The following is a 15,243-nucleotide window of genomic DNA, read 5'->3' as shown; positions in this document are numbered from 1 at the left end:
CAGGGTTCTTCTCGTACCAAGACCTCTTCATCCGCGTGGGCACCACGGCCTGTTCGGTGTGCTCACGGACGCCGTGGCGCGTTGTGCCCGTTCCGCAACAGTGAAAGACTTCGCTGCCGCCACCGAACCGAATACCGCTTCCCAACCCGACCATTTGATCGTATTGAGTGTGTCGGTCGCAGCTACACGGAGCGTTGCCCATACGGTAGTCATCACGTCGGTGAGATCGTTGCCGTTCGGGTTCGCGGGATCTTCGACGTGAATTGGTTCTTCGTGGTCAGCGATCTCGTTCCACACATGGAGGAGTTGATCCGCGAGTGGCTTCGATTTCATTCCGCTGAGTAGGTCGATGATCAGGAGCTCGAACACAAATTGCTTGACGCGTAGCCCCTTCCGCGTTTTCCAAAGTTTGAGTAGCCTGATCGCATCGACAACACCGCTTCCTTTCACGTGCGCAATGTGGGTGTCGAGATTGGTTTTTAGACGGCATTTCTCCGCAGACTTCTGGTAGATGAAGCAATCCGACTTACTTTCGTCAGTGAATCGCCCAGGCACGACATCGATATGAAAGTCGCGCATGTAGTTGTCTGCCGCATTGCCTTTAAGCCGCAGCGCCGAGGTCTTTTCCTCGACGTAATAGCTCTTGTTGAGGCAGTTTCGGATGTTCTCGTAAATTTCCTGGAGCGTTTTTCCAGCGGCATCGCTCTCCGATGGAAGGTAGCAGACAATATCGAGATCATACGATTCCTTGATAAGGCTCCCCTTTGCCTTCGACCCGCCATAGCGGATGATTGGCACGGAGCCGAAGCTCTCGCGGATGAGTTTTTCCACTTTTGCTCGCTCCGCCTGTAGTTCTTTCAATTCCGCGCTGTCCTCCCCAAGAGACTGACCGGAGAGCACCGATTGCAGGTATTCATTCGTGTCCATATGCATTCACCTTGAGTTGAAATGTGAAACCGTCCTTTTGCTTGTCGAAGTCGTACACGAGGAGGCCCGGATGAACCTTCGGCAGGAGTTCGCGCCCGCAGAGGATCGCCACAGGCGCGGGTACTGCAGGAAACAAGTGGAGTTCCTTCACGATGCCTTGGTTGTCAAGGATCGACCCAAGGAGTGCTTGATAACTCGCGCGGAACACTTCGAGGTCCGACCGGGTCTTCAGGAACGCGGGATGGGGAATCGCGCCTTTCAAGGTGAACTCGTATACCGTGAATGTCTGGTCGATGCTCGGTGGCAAATCTTCCAGCCGGATGGTGCCGCTCAGCGACATTATGAGCGCCGCCTTCGTTGGATCGGTGCCCTGCTGCACGATACCGAATGTATACGAAACCGAAGTGTCTCCCTGCTTCCACGTCCAATCTTCAGTGTCGCGATGCCGCTGGTAGAGGTCGGTAGGAATCTTGTTGCTGAGACGCGCGCCTAGGTCCACGAGGAGCGGCATGGGAGCAAGCGCAAAGATCGACATGTGCTTTACCGTCTGGACCTCGCCGCCAGCGTCGTAGAGCGCGGCGAGCCCGCGCCGGACCGCCTCTCGCGCGGTTTCAAGCGATGCCGTGTCGTTGATCGGAATTGACGTAAGATCGATGAGTTTGCCAGGTTTCGAGACTGGATACCGCGGCGCAAGCGCTTCGATGACCTGATCGAACGGAATGAAGACGCCCTGGTCGCAAATGTTGGCGGTGACCATGAGGACTGAGGTTCGGTATTCGGGCCTGAGCGCAGTCATGTGGTGGATATGCCGCTCGTGGCGCTCCTTGAATTTGCGAAGCGTCGCTATGGGAAACCGCTCTGGATGGTCGTCGATATGCTTGTGGCATTCGGGACAGAGAAGCATGAGGTTCTGGGCCTCATGAATGTCTACGGGGCGCACTTTGCTTCGTCCGCGCGGACCGTCCTCCTGGAACGCGACGATGTGCGCCACCTCCGCGAAGTTGCCTGCGGTGAGCGTGACGTGATGTTCGAGGAGGTACTTGTTGCAGCCATCGAACTCGCAGCGTCCACCGGCCTCGACAAAGAGAAAAAGGCGGACGAGGGCTGGTACGCTTCGAGCTTTGCGGACCGGCGAGGTCATCGCCCGCGAGGCTTGAGTTACCGAGCGTGGCCAATGTGGGTTCACGATGTGCTTGTGTGTGGCTGCCATTGCTCCGCCGATAGATAGCTTACGTAAGCTACTATAGCTTACATTTTAGGCAAAAAATTTAGAGTGTCAACTGCTGCTCGGCCGACGTGGGATAGAGGGCGTCCAACCGGTAGTGCGCAACGATGGGATTTACGTTGAACGTCTCTGCAATGAGCCGGATAGCGTCCTTCCGGCGGCCTGTAGAAAGAACAGGTACACCAAGGAGGCCGCGCTTTTCAATTATTGTTTCGAGCGCTTTTTCCACAAGGGACTGTGGGAGTAGGAGGGTTCCCATCGCTTGGTTCGCCTGGAACTCCCACCATCGGTACGGCGGTTTCTTGCCAGTGCTTACGCCGGTTTGCACGTCGTCCCGGCACATGATTTTCGGGGCATCGGGAGCGAGTTCTCCAGAAAACAAGGAATCGGGGCGGTCGCCCAAGGCAAAGAGATGCGCGTGAAGGAGCCCGTGGCCCCCTTCGTGGGCGAGCGTAGTGCGCAATCGCCTCTCGGCAGTCGCCGTGCCTTCTTCGTCGAGCGCCTGGGAAATTACAATCTCCTCGACCCCATTCGCGCCGAAACGGGTGAATCCGAGGACACCTGGTGGGAGGGATGCGTAGGTCGGTTGCACCTTGAAGCGCTTTTCTATAAAGCGGTCGATTCTTACGGGCGATGGGGATGTGGGGAAAAGCTCCACGCTCCTAAGCGCTTCGACGCAAATCGATTCGAAATCGGCCGGGCGGTAAAAGGGCTGTTCGAGAAACGGCCCGGATTTCGAGCGGTACGTTCTCATTTCTTCTTCTTCCCGTGTTGGTTGAGAAACTCAAGGAGATCTTTCGCGGTTATGCCTTCGTCCACCACACGACGCAGCGCAAATCCCATCGCAGGATCATTTGCGGCAATCCGTTTCAGTTCCTGTACAGGGGGACGCGCGTCGTATTTCTGGAGTTCTTCCGGTGTTGTACCAAGGCACTCTGCCATTTTTCGCATGATCTCATCCGACGGATGGCGGCGCCCTAGTTCCACATCCGATAAAAATGCAGCAGAGACATTCAGTTGCCTAGCTAGTTCACGGACAGAAATGTCCTTTGCTTCCCGAAGATCCCTAATTTGTTCACCGAATGTTTTCATCTGTCCGTCACTGTCAGCTTACATTGTTTGAGGCGGATGTCAATCGGGGCATTTCACGATCCTTGGGCAAGGAATCAAGCGCGGAACTTGCCGTTTCGTTGCTGCATGATGAGCGCGAATGATGGATAAAAAACGTGGACGATAGTATCAGTTATGCCCCTCACATATTCATGCCGACATTGATTTCCGGTGCGATGGATGAACCTTGATTCATTTCCAAGGCGGAGGATTTGGAGATGTCGGCGCTGAGCTGCGGGTTGAGTTTGGCGAGGTTGTCGGTGAAGAGCGTTGCCTCGTGGCTGGCGCGGGAGATGGAAACATATCCGAAGCGAGAGTTGAGCAGGTCCGGGTGGACGGATGTGTCGACGTTGACGAGGACGCGCTCGGCGGTGAGGCCCTGGGCGCTGTGACTGGTAACGGCGTAGCCGTGGTCGAAGTGCCGGTGCTCGGCGGGGTCAAAGTTGATCTCACGGCCGGATTCGAGGCGGACCGAAATGCGGCCATCGGGCGCAATCGAATCGATCACGGCAAGGTCGCGGTTGGCGACGCCAAGCGCCTTGTCGGGCGCGGTGAACTGGATGCGGTCGCCAGCGGAAAATTCACGGTCGATCTCGCGGTAGACACTGACGCCGGTGAGGCGGCGCGGGTCGTAAGTGGCGATCTCGCCGGTGACTTTCTCGACGGAAAGCAGGTTGGCGGCGGAGTTCACGCCGACAACCGAACCGTAGCTTCCGGCCTCGATGCCGAGAGCTTTGCTACCGCGCGAAAAGCGGACGATGTCGCCCGTCTCGTAGTGGCTTGCCCAGGTCCGCTCGGCTCCGGTCATGTCCCGGCGCTGAACCAGAACCCGGAAGTTGCGGTCATCAGCCGCAACGATCCCATGGGCCTTCAGTTCCTCGCGGACGGCAACGTTCAACTCACGGCGTGAGGCGTTGTCCGGCGAGACGATTAGCGTCTTTGCCGGGACTTCGGCATAGGCTTTGGCGATGGTGCGAATGCGCTCTTCGGCATTCGGAATCTCCCGGACGCGCCCCTGCTGTTGAAGCGATTCGAGCGCGGCGGAGGCCTGCCCTTTGGCGAGCATCTCGACGGCCGATTTCAGTTCTGGGTCTCGCTGGCGGACGATCTCGTCGAGCCGCGCCGTGCGCATTCCAGCCTCTTGTAACTGTTCGAATGGGCGGCCGGCTTCAACGCCCTGGTGCTGGCGCGTGTCGCCGATCAAGAGCACGCGGTCCTGCGGCCCAAGGCGCGCAAGAAACTCGCGCATCTGATTGGTGCTCGCCAGGCTCGATTCATCGACGAAGTAGAAGTTCCGCTGTGCCGGCGCTGGGCGCTCAATGGGCCGCACAAGGAATTTCTGCAAGGTTTCGGAAGTAACGCCAGCTTCGTTGAGTTGCCGCGCTGCGCGCGAGGTTGGGGCGAAACCGCGCACGGCATAGCCCTCCGATTCCGCCGCGCTGCGGATCACGGAAAGCGCCGTCGTCTTGCCTGCGCCGGCGTATCCTTGAATGCCCTGGATGCGGTCCGGGGAACTCAAAACATCCTCGACGACGCTTTTCTGCGCGCGGTTCAGATGTCCATATTGATCGGCCACGGCAATCGCCTGCTGACGAGAGAGAACCGGATCGATCTGGTTTCGCCCCTCGCTAACGCGATGAACGATTTCTTGCTCGGCAGCGATGGTCCTGGCGGTTGTGAACTGCCGCGCGGGAGAGTGTTGTTGGCGATCAACGATCTGGAATTCGCCTGAGGCAAGACGAGCGTTGAGATTGTTGCGCACTTCGGAATACCTGACTTCCCCCATGCCGCGGCGGAGGCTGTCGCGGATCAGGGCGCGCTCGTCCACGACGGCCTCGCGCTCGAAGTTCTTGTCGCGAGCGAAAGTGAGTGACTCGCGCACGCGGTCGATGGATTGCGCTGGCTGCTGCTGGCGCTGGAGCCGCTCGCGCGCCTCGCGGACGACGGCTTCGGCCTGATGGCCGAAGTCAGCGGCAAGTTTGCGGTGCGCCGCCATGACTTCACGCGGCGAGTGAATCGCTTTCTTGTCGCGGGTCGAGTGCGCGGCAATCTCCGCGGCCTCTGAGCCGGTGCGCCCGGTTCGTTCCAGATACTCACGAATCTGCTGGCTGCGTGGACTCGATGCGTCAAGGTACTCCTGCGTGTATCCCTTGATCTCCGGCGCGCCGCTCCGGCCCGTCGTGATCTCGTAGCCGAGTTGGCGCAGGTGGTAGGTCAACTCTGACTGGTAAACGGCTGTGGCGAACTGTTGCGACGCGAACAAACTCTGCGGCTGAACGGCACGGAACTGACCGTTCTCGCGCTCGGTGACGTTAAAGAAGACGGCGTGCGTATGAAGTTGCGGAGCCACGTAGCCATCGACAGGCCGGGCCGTATCGTGCTCAAATTTGGCAGCGATCAACTTGGCCGTGCTCTCGGCAGGTTGGTTCCCGCCGATGCGCGCCTGCGTGTACATCTCAAGCTGTTCGAGGGCGACTTTGACGGCGACGCGATGGGCGATGCGCACGTTCTCGTCGCCGCCGACAAGCGCAGTCAGCGAGACAGACTTCGGCGCGGAAAAGGTCGCATCCCAACCGGCGCGGTGCTCCATGGTTTTGACGGTCTTGCCGTTCTCATCGACATACTCATAGGAGGCGCGCTGACGCACGATCTGCTCGCCGGTCTGCGGATGCTGGCCCTGGCTTAGCCGTGCGAAGTCCTCAGCGGAGACCGCTCCAGATAGTCCGAAGCGCGAAGCGAGCTGACCCTGCCATTCGCCTTGGATCACGCCTCGCTGGGACCAGTAGTTCTGCTCTTTTGACGTGAACTCTTTGGAGTGGTAGTTCTGCGCCTGACCGGACGAGAGCGGTTTGGAGATGGTAAGCATGGACGGTTACTCCATCTGGTTTCCGACTGGCTGGTGCGTGAGCTCAGGAAAGAGAAGATGGCCTTGAACGGACTCCGGGGCGATTGGCGGAGGCATCTTGGGAACGATCAGGTCGTCCATCTTGCGCTCGTCATAGCCGGGGTTCTTTTCCTCAAGTTCGATGAAGGGGAAGGTGAATCGCGCAACGTGATTGCCGTATTTCAGAAAGCCCCGCAGGTCGTCGAGGCCGGAGATTTCAGACGGCAGAACGAGCGGCTCCGTCTGCCGGTCGAGCATGAAGTTGTGCCCCTGGCGCGTGCCGTCGTAATGCGTCTCGCGCAGCCGCTCAATCTCGACCTCGCCAATGGCCTCGCTGACCCATTTGGCCGCGCGCGGCTCGGTGGTGCGCAGGAAGATTTTCGTGGCCGGCTGCGAGAGCATGGCCTCGGCGTCGTCGCCGTAGCGTGCCTCCATCTGGCTGCGGCCCTGGAATCCAAGAATAACCGGATTCTGCGATTTCCGGTTCTCGGTGATCGCGGTGTGGAGTTGCGGCAGCCGCTGCAGGCTGGCCAGCTCGTCGATCACAAACCAGACCGGCTTGTGGTCGGGCGTCGGCTCGTTGAGCAGGCGCAGCACAAGCGTGTCGATCCACAGACTGATGAGCGGGCGCAGCGCCTCGCGCATCGTCGGGCGCGAGGTGATGAAGATCCATCCGCGCCGTGTCTCGGCCCATTTCGTCGCTGTCCACATGGAAGTTGTCTCGTCCTCCTTGGGCAGAAGCCGGAAGCTGTCGGCGCTCATATTGAGAGAGCCAAGGACGCCGGTGCGCTGCTGCGGAGCCTTGGGATCGATCAGCGCCCAATACTCGGTTCCCTTGACGCGGCGGTCGATCTCATCGGGATCGGACATCCATTGGACGAGGTCTTCCGGCGTCGGCAGGTAACTCAGCAAGTGCGCGAAAATCTTCTGCGGCGCTTCGACGAAGAATCGGTTGGTGACGCCTTCCGGCTGGTACATGGAGACGGCCAGAGCCTTGGCTTCGGCTTTGCGGCGTAATTCCTTCGAGGGATTCCAGTACGGCATCCGGGCGTCGAGCGGGTTGAGCACGATGTCACCGCGGCGCTGGTTGTAGAACTGCTTCACGAACTCGCAGGCCGGGTCGTAGACGATGGCCGCATCACCGCGCGCATCGACCTGATAGAGCAGTTGACGGATGATGCTCGACTTGCCGGTGCCGGTGTCTCCGACGATCAGGAAGTGCTTGTTCTCGGCATTGCGCGGAATGCGCAGCGGCTCCTTGGAATCGTTGGTCGTGATGCCGATTCCATCGCCGGCGATGGCCCTCGTAAACTCCTTGGCGCTGACGAGGATCGGTCCCTTGAGCCACCGTCCGTAGCGCAGCATCCGGGTTCGCGCAATGTCTTTGCGGATCGAAAACGGAAGCTGCAGCAGGAACGCCATGAGCCCAAAGAGAAGCTGCACTTTGAAGAGATCGAGCAAGGAAGCGTCGCCATAGATCCAGTGCGCGAGCCAGGCATGAAGCGCCTTGTTCTGATAGCTGCGCATCGGCTCGCGGGCAAGGTAGTAGGCGCCCTGCCGTGCGGCTTCTTGCGTCAGCATCATCGGCAATGGTTTCCCGCCAAACTGGGGCGTGGACCCTGGCTGCACGTCCGCGTCGAGCGCAGCCCGGCTCCGTGATTCGCCATCGGTTACAACGAGCATCTGGTACTGGCTGGCTTGGCGCGTGAGGCCGGCCGTTTCGCTGCGCAGGTAGTACGGCAGGTAGTAGCGTTGGAGAAGCGTGAGGCCAAACTGAAAGCGCAGCCAGATGAAAAAGCCCGCCGCAACCAGCGATAGAAAGAATGCGCCGAGCGTATAGATATGACCGCGCGGCGGCCAGATCAGAGATTCCTTTCGACCCCATTGTTGAACGGCTGGCATGGCTATCTCTCCTGTTTTCTGGCTGCGCCGGGCCAAGAGTTCCTGTGCCTTGGCCGCCTTGGTGGTCTGCACCTGGCGGAAGAGTTGATCGACCTGCTCGGCGGACAGGTTCGAGCCGCGCAGCAGCGGTTCGAGCGTGCCCATCAGGAGCATCTGAATGCCGACCAATTCGGTGAAGATGTGCATCTCCATCTGGCCCGAAATCTCGGCGTCCGCGCGTCGAAGCAGTTGCTCACGTGCCCATTCGCTCGGTGTCTTGCCAGCGGCAGAAGCAGCATCTTCCACGGCCTTTGCCTCCATTGGTGTGAGCTTTGTGCTCAGATTCAAGGAACGTCGGCTGCGCCCATGCAGCTTTTCGATTGGAACCTGATCGATGCTTTGAAGGGTGGCCATTTGCGCCTCCATTTCGCTTGTTCGCCGGTATCTTGGCAGATACCGTGTTTCGCAATCGCCTTGAATTTTCAGTGGTATCTGTCGAGATACCAAAGTATCTAGGCAGTTCCCTTTCAGGGGTGGAGTGTCGAAATCAACCCGGTGCGGAGCACCGAACGGGCATCAGGCCGCTCCATCCCTGCTGCATGGGCGCGAATCATGGCCGGTCTCCGCAGCTTTAGCGAGCTTCACAGCGCCATTGGCAGGTTCGGCGGCATCGCTGTCTCGGCCGTAGCGGCGAATGCGAAGGCTGCGCGGAGCGCGGGCGGCTTCAGGGGTTCGCAAGTAATCCTGAAAGTCGCGGTCCTTCGAGAAGACGTAGGCGAGCGCCTTGTCCACCACATCGTCGGCGGGAGCGGGGAGAAAGGCGGCGTACTGGTCGATCTGCCCGGCGGTGGTCTCGTCAAGGCGAATCATGGCGGTTACATGGTGGGTCTGAACGATCTCAAGCAACGGCATAGCGGGTCTCCTTCTCGGTTGGAATTGGTTGAGCGTGGACGGCATCAACCGGGTGCTGTGCCGCCCAGAGAATCTCGACGGCATAGGCACGGGCATCGGCAGGCGAAAGCTCGAAGCGATGGCGGAGTTCGAGCATGGTGAGAACGTCCGCAAGCGGGACACCATCGTCGAGCCAGAGGCGAGCCGATGCGATGTACACAAGGCGGCCCGCGAAGCCGGCGCCGCTGGGGTATTGAGCCGCGAGTTCGCGGGTCAATTTAGCCGGGTCAATGCCGGCCCGAAGGGCGGCGAGAACCCGGCTGAATTCTTCGCCGGAACAGGTGAATGGGCGCATGGTCTTCAGCATGGGATTGTCTCCGTTGCGGGCCCCTCGCCGGCCCGGTAGACGTACTCCATCTGGAAGCGTTGAGAAGGCCGGTCATAGCCGGTCAATGCGAGTACTTCACGGATCACGCGACGCCCTGGCTCGCGATCCACATGGACAACGAAATCGACAGACTCGCCAATCTCGGCTTCGATGTCGGAGAAAGCGGCTTGCGCATGGGAACGAAGGACGAGATTCGCAAAGCGGCGAAGCGCCTTTGTGGCCGAGTTAGCGTGGATCGTAGCGAGCGAGCCGGAGTGGCCCGTATTGAGGGAGTCGAGCAGTGTGCGCGCCTCGACTCCGCGGACTTCGCCCAGAATGATCCGGTCGGGCCGCCAGCGGAGAGCGGACTTCAAGAGGTCGTCGAAGGTGACGCTGCTCTTGAAGGTATCGGTCTGGCATTCAGTCGCCAGAATGTTCGGCTTCTGAATGCCAAGCTCGGAAGTATCTTCGATGACGACGATGCGCTCCGTATCCGGGATGGCGTTGGCCAGAATGCGCAGCAGAGTCGTCTTTCCCGAACCTGTTCCGCCGCTGATCAACAGCGTCTTCCCGGTCCGAATCTGTTCTTCAAGGAACTCTGCAAGCTGCCGCGTCAGCGAACCGCGAGCGATGAGGTCATCGACCGTAAACTGTCGGCTGGTGAACTTGCGGACTACGAGCGCCGGAGCAGGCCGCACAACGGGCGGAATGACTGCGGCCAGGCGGCTGCCATCGGGAAGCTGCGCATGGAGCAGCGGGTTGTCATCGTCGAGCTTTTTGCCGATGTTGTTGGCGATCACTTCGAGGCCGGTGCGCAGCTTGCCGGCGTCGAAGGACACCGTCGTTTCCCGGTGGATGATCCCGTCGCGCTCGTACCACCATGAGCCGTCGGGATTACCCATGATTTCGCTGATGCCGTCGTCGAGCAGCAGCGGTTCGATGGGGCGCATAAACGGAAGGATCAGATCGAAACTCATCGCGGGGCCTCGCGCCAATGGAAGCCCGGTGTCGCCGGGCTTCCGTGTGGGAGTGAGGAAGAGGCTTACGCAGCCTCTTCCTCGGGGTTGATCTCATCGTCCGCGGTCTCTTCCGGGGCGGCCTTTTCGGCGCGGTCGAGCTTCAGGATCGAAGCCACGCGCACCTCCCAAACCCGGCTCTTGACGCCGGTCTTCTTGTCCACGCGCTCGCGGCTGCGCAGTTCGCCGTCGATGGCCAGATGCGCGCCCTTTGTGAGCGTCTTCGCGTACTCGGCCAACTTGCCCCAGACGATGCAGCGATGCCACTCGGTATGGCCCTTGTACTCGCCCGACTTCTTGTCCTTGTACGAGCTTTTGGTGGCAAGCGAGAGAACGGTGAAGCTGGCATTGTTGGCGGTGTAGGTGCTGGCGTCCTGGCCGAGGAATCCGATGAGCGAGATGCGATTCTGATACATGGTGAGTCTCCTTGAGTTGAATTCCCGGCTTGGCCGGGTCACTCTCTGGCGAAACCCAAGCAACGTGCTCGGCTCCCAAGAGGCGTTTTGCGCGCATGAACGGTTCCGATCGAAGATCGCGTGCAAATCGCCGGAGCCAAGCCGCGCATTCTGGAGCAGGGGCCCAGACTCGTTCTGGGAGAGGAGTCCGGAAAGCAGAGCGGCGCAGTGCCGCCGGGCGCCGAAAATGCACGGAAGCGTGTGACCGGACAAGCAAGGGGAGAAACGATGGAGCGAACGCTTCATGGGCAGCATTGACCCGCGGTTTCCCGGCAGGCCAGCGGCCCGCCGCAGCCGACGAAATTTCCTCGATGCCACCCGGACAAGGACTCGGTTGGGCGATGGGCGATACCGCTTCATCGCGCACGATGAGGCGTTGTGCCGTCTGCGAAGAAACGAAGGGCGTATCTGCCGCGATTTGTGGCCGCGTGTGGACATGGGAAGCCTAGTGTTTGGGCTGTGGCTCGATCTACTCGAACGCCTGGTCGGCTCGGAAGCGGACGATGGTCAATCCCAGAGGATTGACGGCCAGTTCCTTGTTCTTCACCTGCTCGCGGAAGACGTAGGTGACGCTGGCGGTCCATTGCTCCCGCTTGAGTTCGCTGTGATCCGTGGGATTCGAGTAAATCTTCTCGAACTCGATGCGCGCCGAATAGGGTGACTGGCGGAGGTCGTCGAGAATGACATTCTTCACCTCGACATCGACAAATGGGAGCGAGCTATCGCCCTGATATTTGGCGATGATGCCGTCCTTGCGTTCCTGATCGATGACCGCCCGCTGCACGTCGCCGTTGAGGAAGTAAAGAGCGTCGGTCTGGTCGCGCTCGATGGTGAAGCGGTTGCGGCTGAAGTAAAGCTCCGCCCAGCGGGTCAGATAGTATTTGTTCTCGGCCTCCTGGGGACGGTACTGGAAGTTGCGATAATCGATGGCTTCGGCGCGGCCCACGTCGTTGATGCGCACGATCAACGGATGAACACTCGCCAGCGCCATCTGGCCGCGATAGACGATCGCGCCGAGCAGGACCACGATGCCTGCAAGGACCAGGATCGTGACCTTGAGGTAGGTGTTCATCACGAGCGGATCGCCGTACTGTTCGAGGTACCGCTCGGCGGCGCGGGTGATGTCGGGAGGGGTTGATGTTTGAGTTGTCATGGAATTTCCTCCACTGGGCCTAAATGGCCCGGATGATTGCCGCGGTAATCAATCCACCCATGCCGATGCCGTGGCCGCCCGTGTGGCCGGAGAAGAGCGTTGCCGTCATGGTGGGGATCTTGAGCAGAACGAAGCCGGCAACGATACAGAGAATGAGCAGACCGGGCATGAGCGTAATAAGACGTTGTGGTGCATCGATAGTCATTGCGCCACTGGTCAGATAGGTGATCAGCAAGTGGCTCATCACACTCATGGTCGCCGCGGCCACGACCTTGTAGAACTCGAAAGCGATGAAGGCCCGGAGCCAACCCCAGAAAAGGAAGTCCGTCTTGTCGAAGACCATCCAGGGGATGAACACCGGGCCGAGTAGGCCGATGACCGTCGCTCCGATCGCTCCGTAGGCAATGATGACGCCGATCAATGCCGTCAGAATACTGAGTACAATCTGCACGGTGTAGGTGCAGAGCAGCGTGTACGGTTCGGTGAAGGATGGAGACAGACCCCCGACCTGACTCAGGGCCGTGCGGATTGTATTCTGCACCTCCTGCGTCGAGTCGCTGCCGATGTAGTCAACCAAACTGCTTGTTCCCCCGCTGACGAATCCTTTCAACGAGTAGCCGATACCGGGAATCGAGCCGTCGTAGAATTTCACGAAGCTGTACGCAAAGGTGATGAGCAGGAAGAAGCTCAGGAACTTGCCGACGTTGAAGCCTGGGCCGCCCTGCGCCGAAGCGAGCGACTCCTGTACGCCAAACCAGACCAGCATGATCGTGGCGAGCGCAATGACCATGCGAAGCCCGAGCGCATCGACGGATGGAGCGGCGGTCGCCGTCAGGTTGTCACAGCCGTTCTTGATGAGGATGAGAAAGTCCATTGCCGCCGCTCCTTCCCGTCAGTAGTGGAAGGCCCACTGTGTACCGGAACTGGTCTGCTGTGGGGTGACTGCGTTGAAGCTCTGTTGGTAGTTGTTGCCGGCCACGAAGAGCGCCTTCAGGTTGTCCTGTTGCGTCTTCTGAGCGATGAGCTGCTGGAGCGCCTGGGCCTGCAAGAGCTGGTTGGTTTCCTGCTGTGAACGCAACTCGATGAGAAGAGCCTGATTGATCCGCTGCAAGGTTGCCATTTCGGTCTGCTGCGATGGGTCCGTCGAGTGGCTGTCCGCTTCCAGCCGGGCGATGTCCGCCTCCCGTTGCGCGGAGGCGGAACGAATGGCTCCGATGGTCTCCAGGCTTGTTGCGTTGACTGCATTGGCCAGATCGACTGTTGCGCCCTGTGCCGCAATCGCCTGCTGGCCTTGTGGGCTGAGCGCGCTGTACCCAGCGATACGGTCCGCTGTGCTGATGCTGGCCGATTGTGTTGCCGCTGCGGCTCCATAGCCCGTGGCGACCGCATTCATCCACTCGGACGAGTTGCCGTAGGTGTTGGCCGGTTGAATGATTGCGGACCACTGTTGCTGCCCGAGTGTGCTGTACCCTGTGTAGAGCGTCTCGGGCAGACTTGCCATCTGCCGCGCAAGGTTGTAGGCCGCGATAACGTTCTGCGTAGTCTGCACCGTAGTTGTGTAGAGCTGGCTCGCCTGCGCAATCTGCTGAATCGCGTGCGCGGATTGCGTGGGATCGAAGACGATCCCGGAGCCGAATTGTGCGTGTGCGGGCGACACGAATCCTGCCGCCGCAACGAGTGCGAGCGTGAGTGATAACTTCATGTTGTTCCTCCGTGTTTAGTCTTTGGCGCGTTCCGCCTGAAGACGGTTCCACGCTTCCTTGGCCTGCTTATCCTCGTCAGCACACTTGGGGCTCAGTGTTGGTGGAACCTGGAGATATTCCGCGTTGCAGTCTTTTCTGAATTGAGCCTCTGCTTGGTCGTATTGTTTCTGGAGCGCATCGACCTTTGCCTGGTGGCTCTTGCACCCGGCAAGAGCCAGAATCAGAACGGCCGAAAGAGCAGTGAATCGAATCGTGCAATACATGCAACTCTCCTTCAAAAGGTCTGTGGGATGCTGTGGTTGTCGTAAGCGGGCAGGAGCATGTCCTGCGTGAAATAGACCTTGACGCGGTGGCCTTCGCGGATGGTGATCGTCGGCGGAATCTGCAGAAACTGGTCCAGCACCGTTGTCGCCGACTGCGAGATGCTCGACGCCGCGCCGGTCGTGAAGGCCTGGGAACCACTGGTCGTGATCATTCCGCCGCCCTGCTCAACCTCGCCCGCCCCGGCAATGACGCCCAACGCAATCGAGGTGCCGAAGATCTGGAAATAGTGATTGTTGACCTTGTCCTTCAATCCCTCTTCGCCAATCTGGTTGAGGCCGTGGAACTGATCGAGGTCCACGCTGTAGCCGTCGGGCATGATCATGCGGTGGAAGACGACAGCCAAACGGCGCTGCTGGCCGATGCCGGACGCGCCGATCTTGCGCGCCTCGCCCAAGACAATCGTGCCGTCCGGGATGAGTACGTGCTGCCGGTCATGCGAGTAGAGAGGATTCGACACGAGCACCTTCACCGGCCCTGCGGCGTCTCCATCCAGCCGATTCATCAGAACGGTATCCAAGGTCGTCCCCTCGTAGATCACGTAAGGCTGTCCCGTGGCCGCGTCGATGTTGACTTCCGCCCTATGCTGGGCGGTCGATTGTGTAGAAGAAGAACTCGGCGGATCGCCTGCCGGTCGAGCGGCTACCAGACTACTCGCAGCGCGATTCTGCGCCGAAGAAGAGAAACCAGCGTTCCCCTGCGCGCCAGGTGCGCTCTCGCTCTCCGCCAAGGCAGCAGAGTTAGGTTGGCGAGGCGTTTCATCCTGCGCGTTTCTGTAAACAATGTTAGACGCAAACCGAGAAGCGTAGGCAAGTTCTTTGTCCTTTGCCGCGAGCTGCTGTTCCTCCTGTTGCGACGGAGTTAACTGCGGCGGCATAGAACCTGTCTGCTGCGCGCACGGCTGACCCGGCGAGCAAGGGAGCGGTTGCCCGTTCGGGCCGTAATTGGCCGCGGCGGCCTGCTGCGCCAGCGTCGCGTTGGCCAGCGCCGGATCGGCTGCCGCCTTCTGTTGCGCCGCCTGCTGCTGCGCGGCGGCAACCTGGTTCTTCAGGTCCTGCACGTTGTTGTCGGTGGCGTCCTGAAGCACCGGCTGCGGCGGTTGACTCGGCGTCGCGCTCTTCTTCGCGGTCGTCTTCGTGCCCGTGCTGCTGAAGACAGCCGCCACGATGACCAGCAATGCCGCGCCCAGGTAGAGCAGCGGCTTCAGGTTCTTCTGGAGCACTCCATTGGGCTCCTGAGCGGAACGGTGCAACCCAGGCTCAACCGGCAAAGCACTCGATGCATTCACAATCGGTTCCGGCATCTCTCAC

General features: G+C 59.9%; 15 protein-coding genes. 1 reads left to right on the top strand and 14 read right to left on the bottom strand.

Features of this window, described 5'->3' with window-relative positions; genetic code table 11:
* Positions 1-27: 27 nt before the first annotated feature.
* The 10 genes from N655_RS0100285 to N655_RS0100235 all read right to left on the bottom strand — a co-directional run bounded on the left by N655_RS0100285 (position 28) and on the right by N655_RS0100235 (position 10,717).
* Positions 28-927: a hypothetical protein gene (locus N655_RS0100285; protein WP_155987441.1), complete on the bottom strand. Its 900-nt coding sequence runs from the start codon at positions 925-927 to the stop codon at positions 28-30.
* Positions 914-2,137 carry an SAVED domain-containing protein gene (locus N655_RS0100280; protein WP_155987440.1) on the bottom strand — a complete coding sequence of 408 codons (1,224 nt, stop codon included), beginning with the start codon at positions 2,135-2,137 and terminating at the stop codon, positions 914-916. Before N655_RS0100280 ends, N655_RS0100285 begins: the two co-directional genes overlap by 14 nt.
* A gap of 58 nt (positions 2,138-2,195) precedes the next feature.
* The gene (locus N655_RS0100270) at positions 2,196-2,906 is read right to left on the bottom strand and encodes an ImmA/IrrE family metallo-endopeptidase (RefSeq protein ID WP_026441384.1); all 711 of its coding nucleotides are present in this window, start codon (positions 2,904-2,906) and stop codon (positions 2,196-2,198) included.
* Positions 2,903-3,244: a helix-turn-helix domain-containing protein gene (locus N655_RS16485; protein ID WP_044933708.1), complete on the bottom strand. Its 342-nt coding sequence runs from the start codon at positions 3,242-3,244 to the stop codon at positions 2,903-2,905. Before N655_RS16485 ends, N655_RS0100270 begins: the two co-directional genes overlap by 4 nt.
* 160 nt (positions 3,245-3,404) lie before the next feature.
* Entirely contained in the window at positions 3,405-6,128 is a 2,724-nt protein-coding gene (mobF, locus tag N655_RS16480) for a MobF family relaxase (RefSeq protein ID WP_044933706.1), read from the bottom strand.
* Between the two features lie 6 nt (positions 6,129-6,134).
* Positions 6,135-8,441 (bottom strand): type IV secretion system DNA-binding domain-containing protein, encoded by a 2,307-nt coding sequence (locus N655_RS16475; RefSeq protein ID WP_162173457.1) that lies wholly within the window; start codon positions 8,439-8,441, stop codon positions 6,135-6,137.
* Between the two features lie 162 nt (positions 8,442-8,603).
* Positions 8,604-8,939: a hypothetical protein gene (locus N655_RS0100250; RefSeq protein ID WP_026441383.1), complete on the bottom strand. Its 336-nt coding sequence runs from the start codon at positions 8,937-8,939 to the stop codon at positions 8,604-8,606.
* Entirely contained in the window at positions 8,926-9,285 is a 360-nt protein-coding gene (locus N655_RS0100245) for a hypothetical protein (protein WP_026441382.1), read from the bottom strand. Before N655_RS0100245 ends, N655_RS0100250 begins: the two co-directional genes overlap by 14 nt.
* Positions 9,279-10,262, bottom strand: coding sequence for a TadA family conjugal transfer-associated ATPase (locus N655_RS16470; RefSeq protein WP_044933704.1), 984 nt, complete (start codon positions 10,260-10,262; stop codon positions 9,279-9,281). Before N655_RS16470 ends, N655_RS0100245 begins: the two co-directional genes overlap by 7 nt.
* Positions 10,263-10,327: 65 nt before the next feature.
* Entirely contained in the window at positions 10,328-10,717 is a 390-nt protein-coding gene (locus N655_RS0100235) for a single-stranded DNA-binding protein (RefSeq protein WP_026441381.1), read from the bottom strand.
* Positions 10,718-10,837: 120 nt separating this feature from the next.
* On the opposite strand from N655_RS0100235, the gene N655_RS20415 reads away from it, so the two are divergent.
* Positions 10,838-11,014, top strand: a complete 177-nt coding sequence (locus tag N655_RS20415; RefSeq protein ID WP_155987438.1) for a hypothetical protein — start codon at positions 10,838-10,840, stop codon at positions 11,012-11,014.
* 211 nt (positions 11,015-11,225) lie between these two features.
* On the opposite strand, the gene N655_RS0100225 is transcribed toward N655_RS20415, so the two are convergent.
* From N655_RS0100225 to N655_RS19560, 4 genes are all read right to left on the bottom strand, one after another.
* Positions 11,226-11,909 carry a VirB8/TrbF family protein gene (locus N655_RS0100225; protein ID WP_026441380.1) on the bottom strand — a complete coding sequence of 228 codons (684 nt, stop codon included), beginning with the start codon at positions 11,907-11,909 and terminating at the stop codon, positions 11,226-11,228.
* A 19-nt stretch (positions 11,910-11,928) separates the two neighbouring features.
* On the bottom strand, positions 11,929-12,783 hold the full coding sequence (locus N655_RS0100220) for a type IV secretion system protein (RefSeq protein ID WP_026441379.1): 855 nt from the start codon (positions 12,781-12,783) through the stop codon (positions 11,929-11,931).
* 18 nt (positions 12,784-12,801) lie between these two features.
* Complete coding sequence (locus N655_RS0100215) at positions 12,802-13,611, bottom strand: hypothetical protein (protein ID WP_026441378.1); 810 nt, start codon at positions 13,609-13,611, stop codon at positions 12,802-12,804.
* Positions 13,612-13,886: 275 nt separating this feature from the next.
* The gene (locus tag N655_RS19560; RefSeq protein WP_049961150.1) at positions 13,887-15,236 is read right to left on the bottom strand and encodes a TraB/TrbI/VirB10 family type IV secretion system protein; all 1,350 of its coding nucleotides are present in this window, start codon (positions 15,234-15,236) and stop codon (positions 13,887-13,889) included.
* Positions 15,237-15,243 lie beyond the last annotated feature (7 nt).

The organism is Pseudacidobacterium ailaaui (assembly GCF_000688455.1).
Classification (GTDB): Bacteria; Acidobacteriota; Terriglobia; order Terriglobales; family Acidobacteriaceae; genus Pseudacidobacterium; species Pseudacidobacterium ailaaui.
This window is presented reverse-complemented; position numbering and strand designations above follow the sequence as displayed.

Coding starts and splice junctions, on each gene's coding strand:
- N655_RS16475 (WP_162173457.1), bottom strand. CDS start 8,441: ATGGCCACCCTTCAAAGCATCGATCAGGTTCCAATCGAAAAGCTGCAT.
- N655_RS16470 (WP_044933704.1), bottom strand. CDS start 10,262: ATGAGTTTCGATCTGATCCTTCCGTTTATGCGCCCCATCGAACCGCTG.
- N655_RS0100250 (WP_026441383.1), bottom strand. CDS start 8,939: ATGCCGTTGCTTGAGATCGTTCAGACCCACCATGTAACCGCCATGATT.
- N655_RS0100245 (WP_026441382.1), bottom strand. CDS start 9,285: ATGCTGAAGACCATGCGCCCATTCACCTGTTCCGGCGAAGAATTCAGC.
- N655_RS19560 (WP_049961150.1), bottom strand. CDS start 15,236: ATGCCGGAACCGATTGTGAATGCATCGAGTGCTTTGCCGGTTGAGCCT.
- N655_RS0100235 (WP_026441381.1), bottom strand. CDS start 10,717: ATGTATCAGAATCGCATCTCGCTCATCGGATTCCTCGGCCAGGACGCC.
- N655_RS0100220 (WP_026441379.1), bottom strand. CDS start 12,783: ATGGACTTTCTCATCCTCATCAAGAACGGCTGTGACAACCTGACGGCG.
- N655_RS0100280 (WP_155987440.1), bottom strand. CDS start 2,137: ATGGCAGCCACACACAAGCACATCGTGAACCCACATTGGCCACGCTCG.
- N655_RS0100270 (WP_026441384.1), bottom strand. CDS start 2,906: ATGAGAACGTACCGCTCGAAATCCGGGCCGTTTCTCGAACAGCCCTTT.
- N655_RS0100285 (WP_155987441.1), bottom strand. CDS start 927: ATGGACACGAATGAATACCTGCAATCGGTGCTCTCCGGTCAGTCTCTT.
- N655_RS0100225 (WP_026441380.1), bottom strand. CDS start 11,909: ATGACAACTCAAACATCAACCCCTCCCGACATCACCCGCGCCGCCGAG.
- N655_RS16485 (WP_044933708.1), bottom strand. CDS start 3,244: ATGAAAACATTCGGTGAACAAATTAGGGATCTTCGGGAAGCAAAGGAC.
- N655_RS0100215 (WP_026441378.1), bottom strand. CDS start 13,611: ATGAAGTTATCACTCACGCTCGCACTCGTTGCGGCGGCAGGATTCGTG.
- mobF (WP_044933706.1), bottom strand. CDS start 6,128: ATGCTTACCATCTCCAAACCGCTCTCGTCCGGTCAGGCGCAGAACTAC.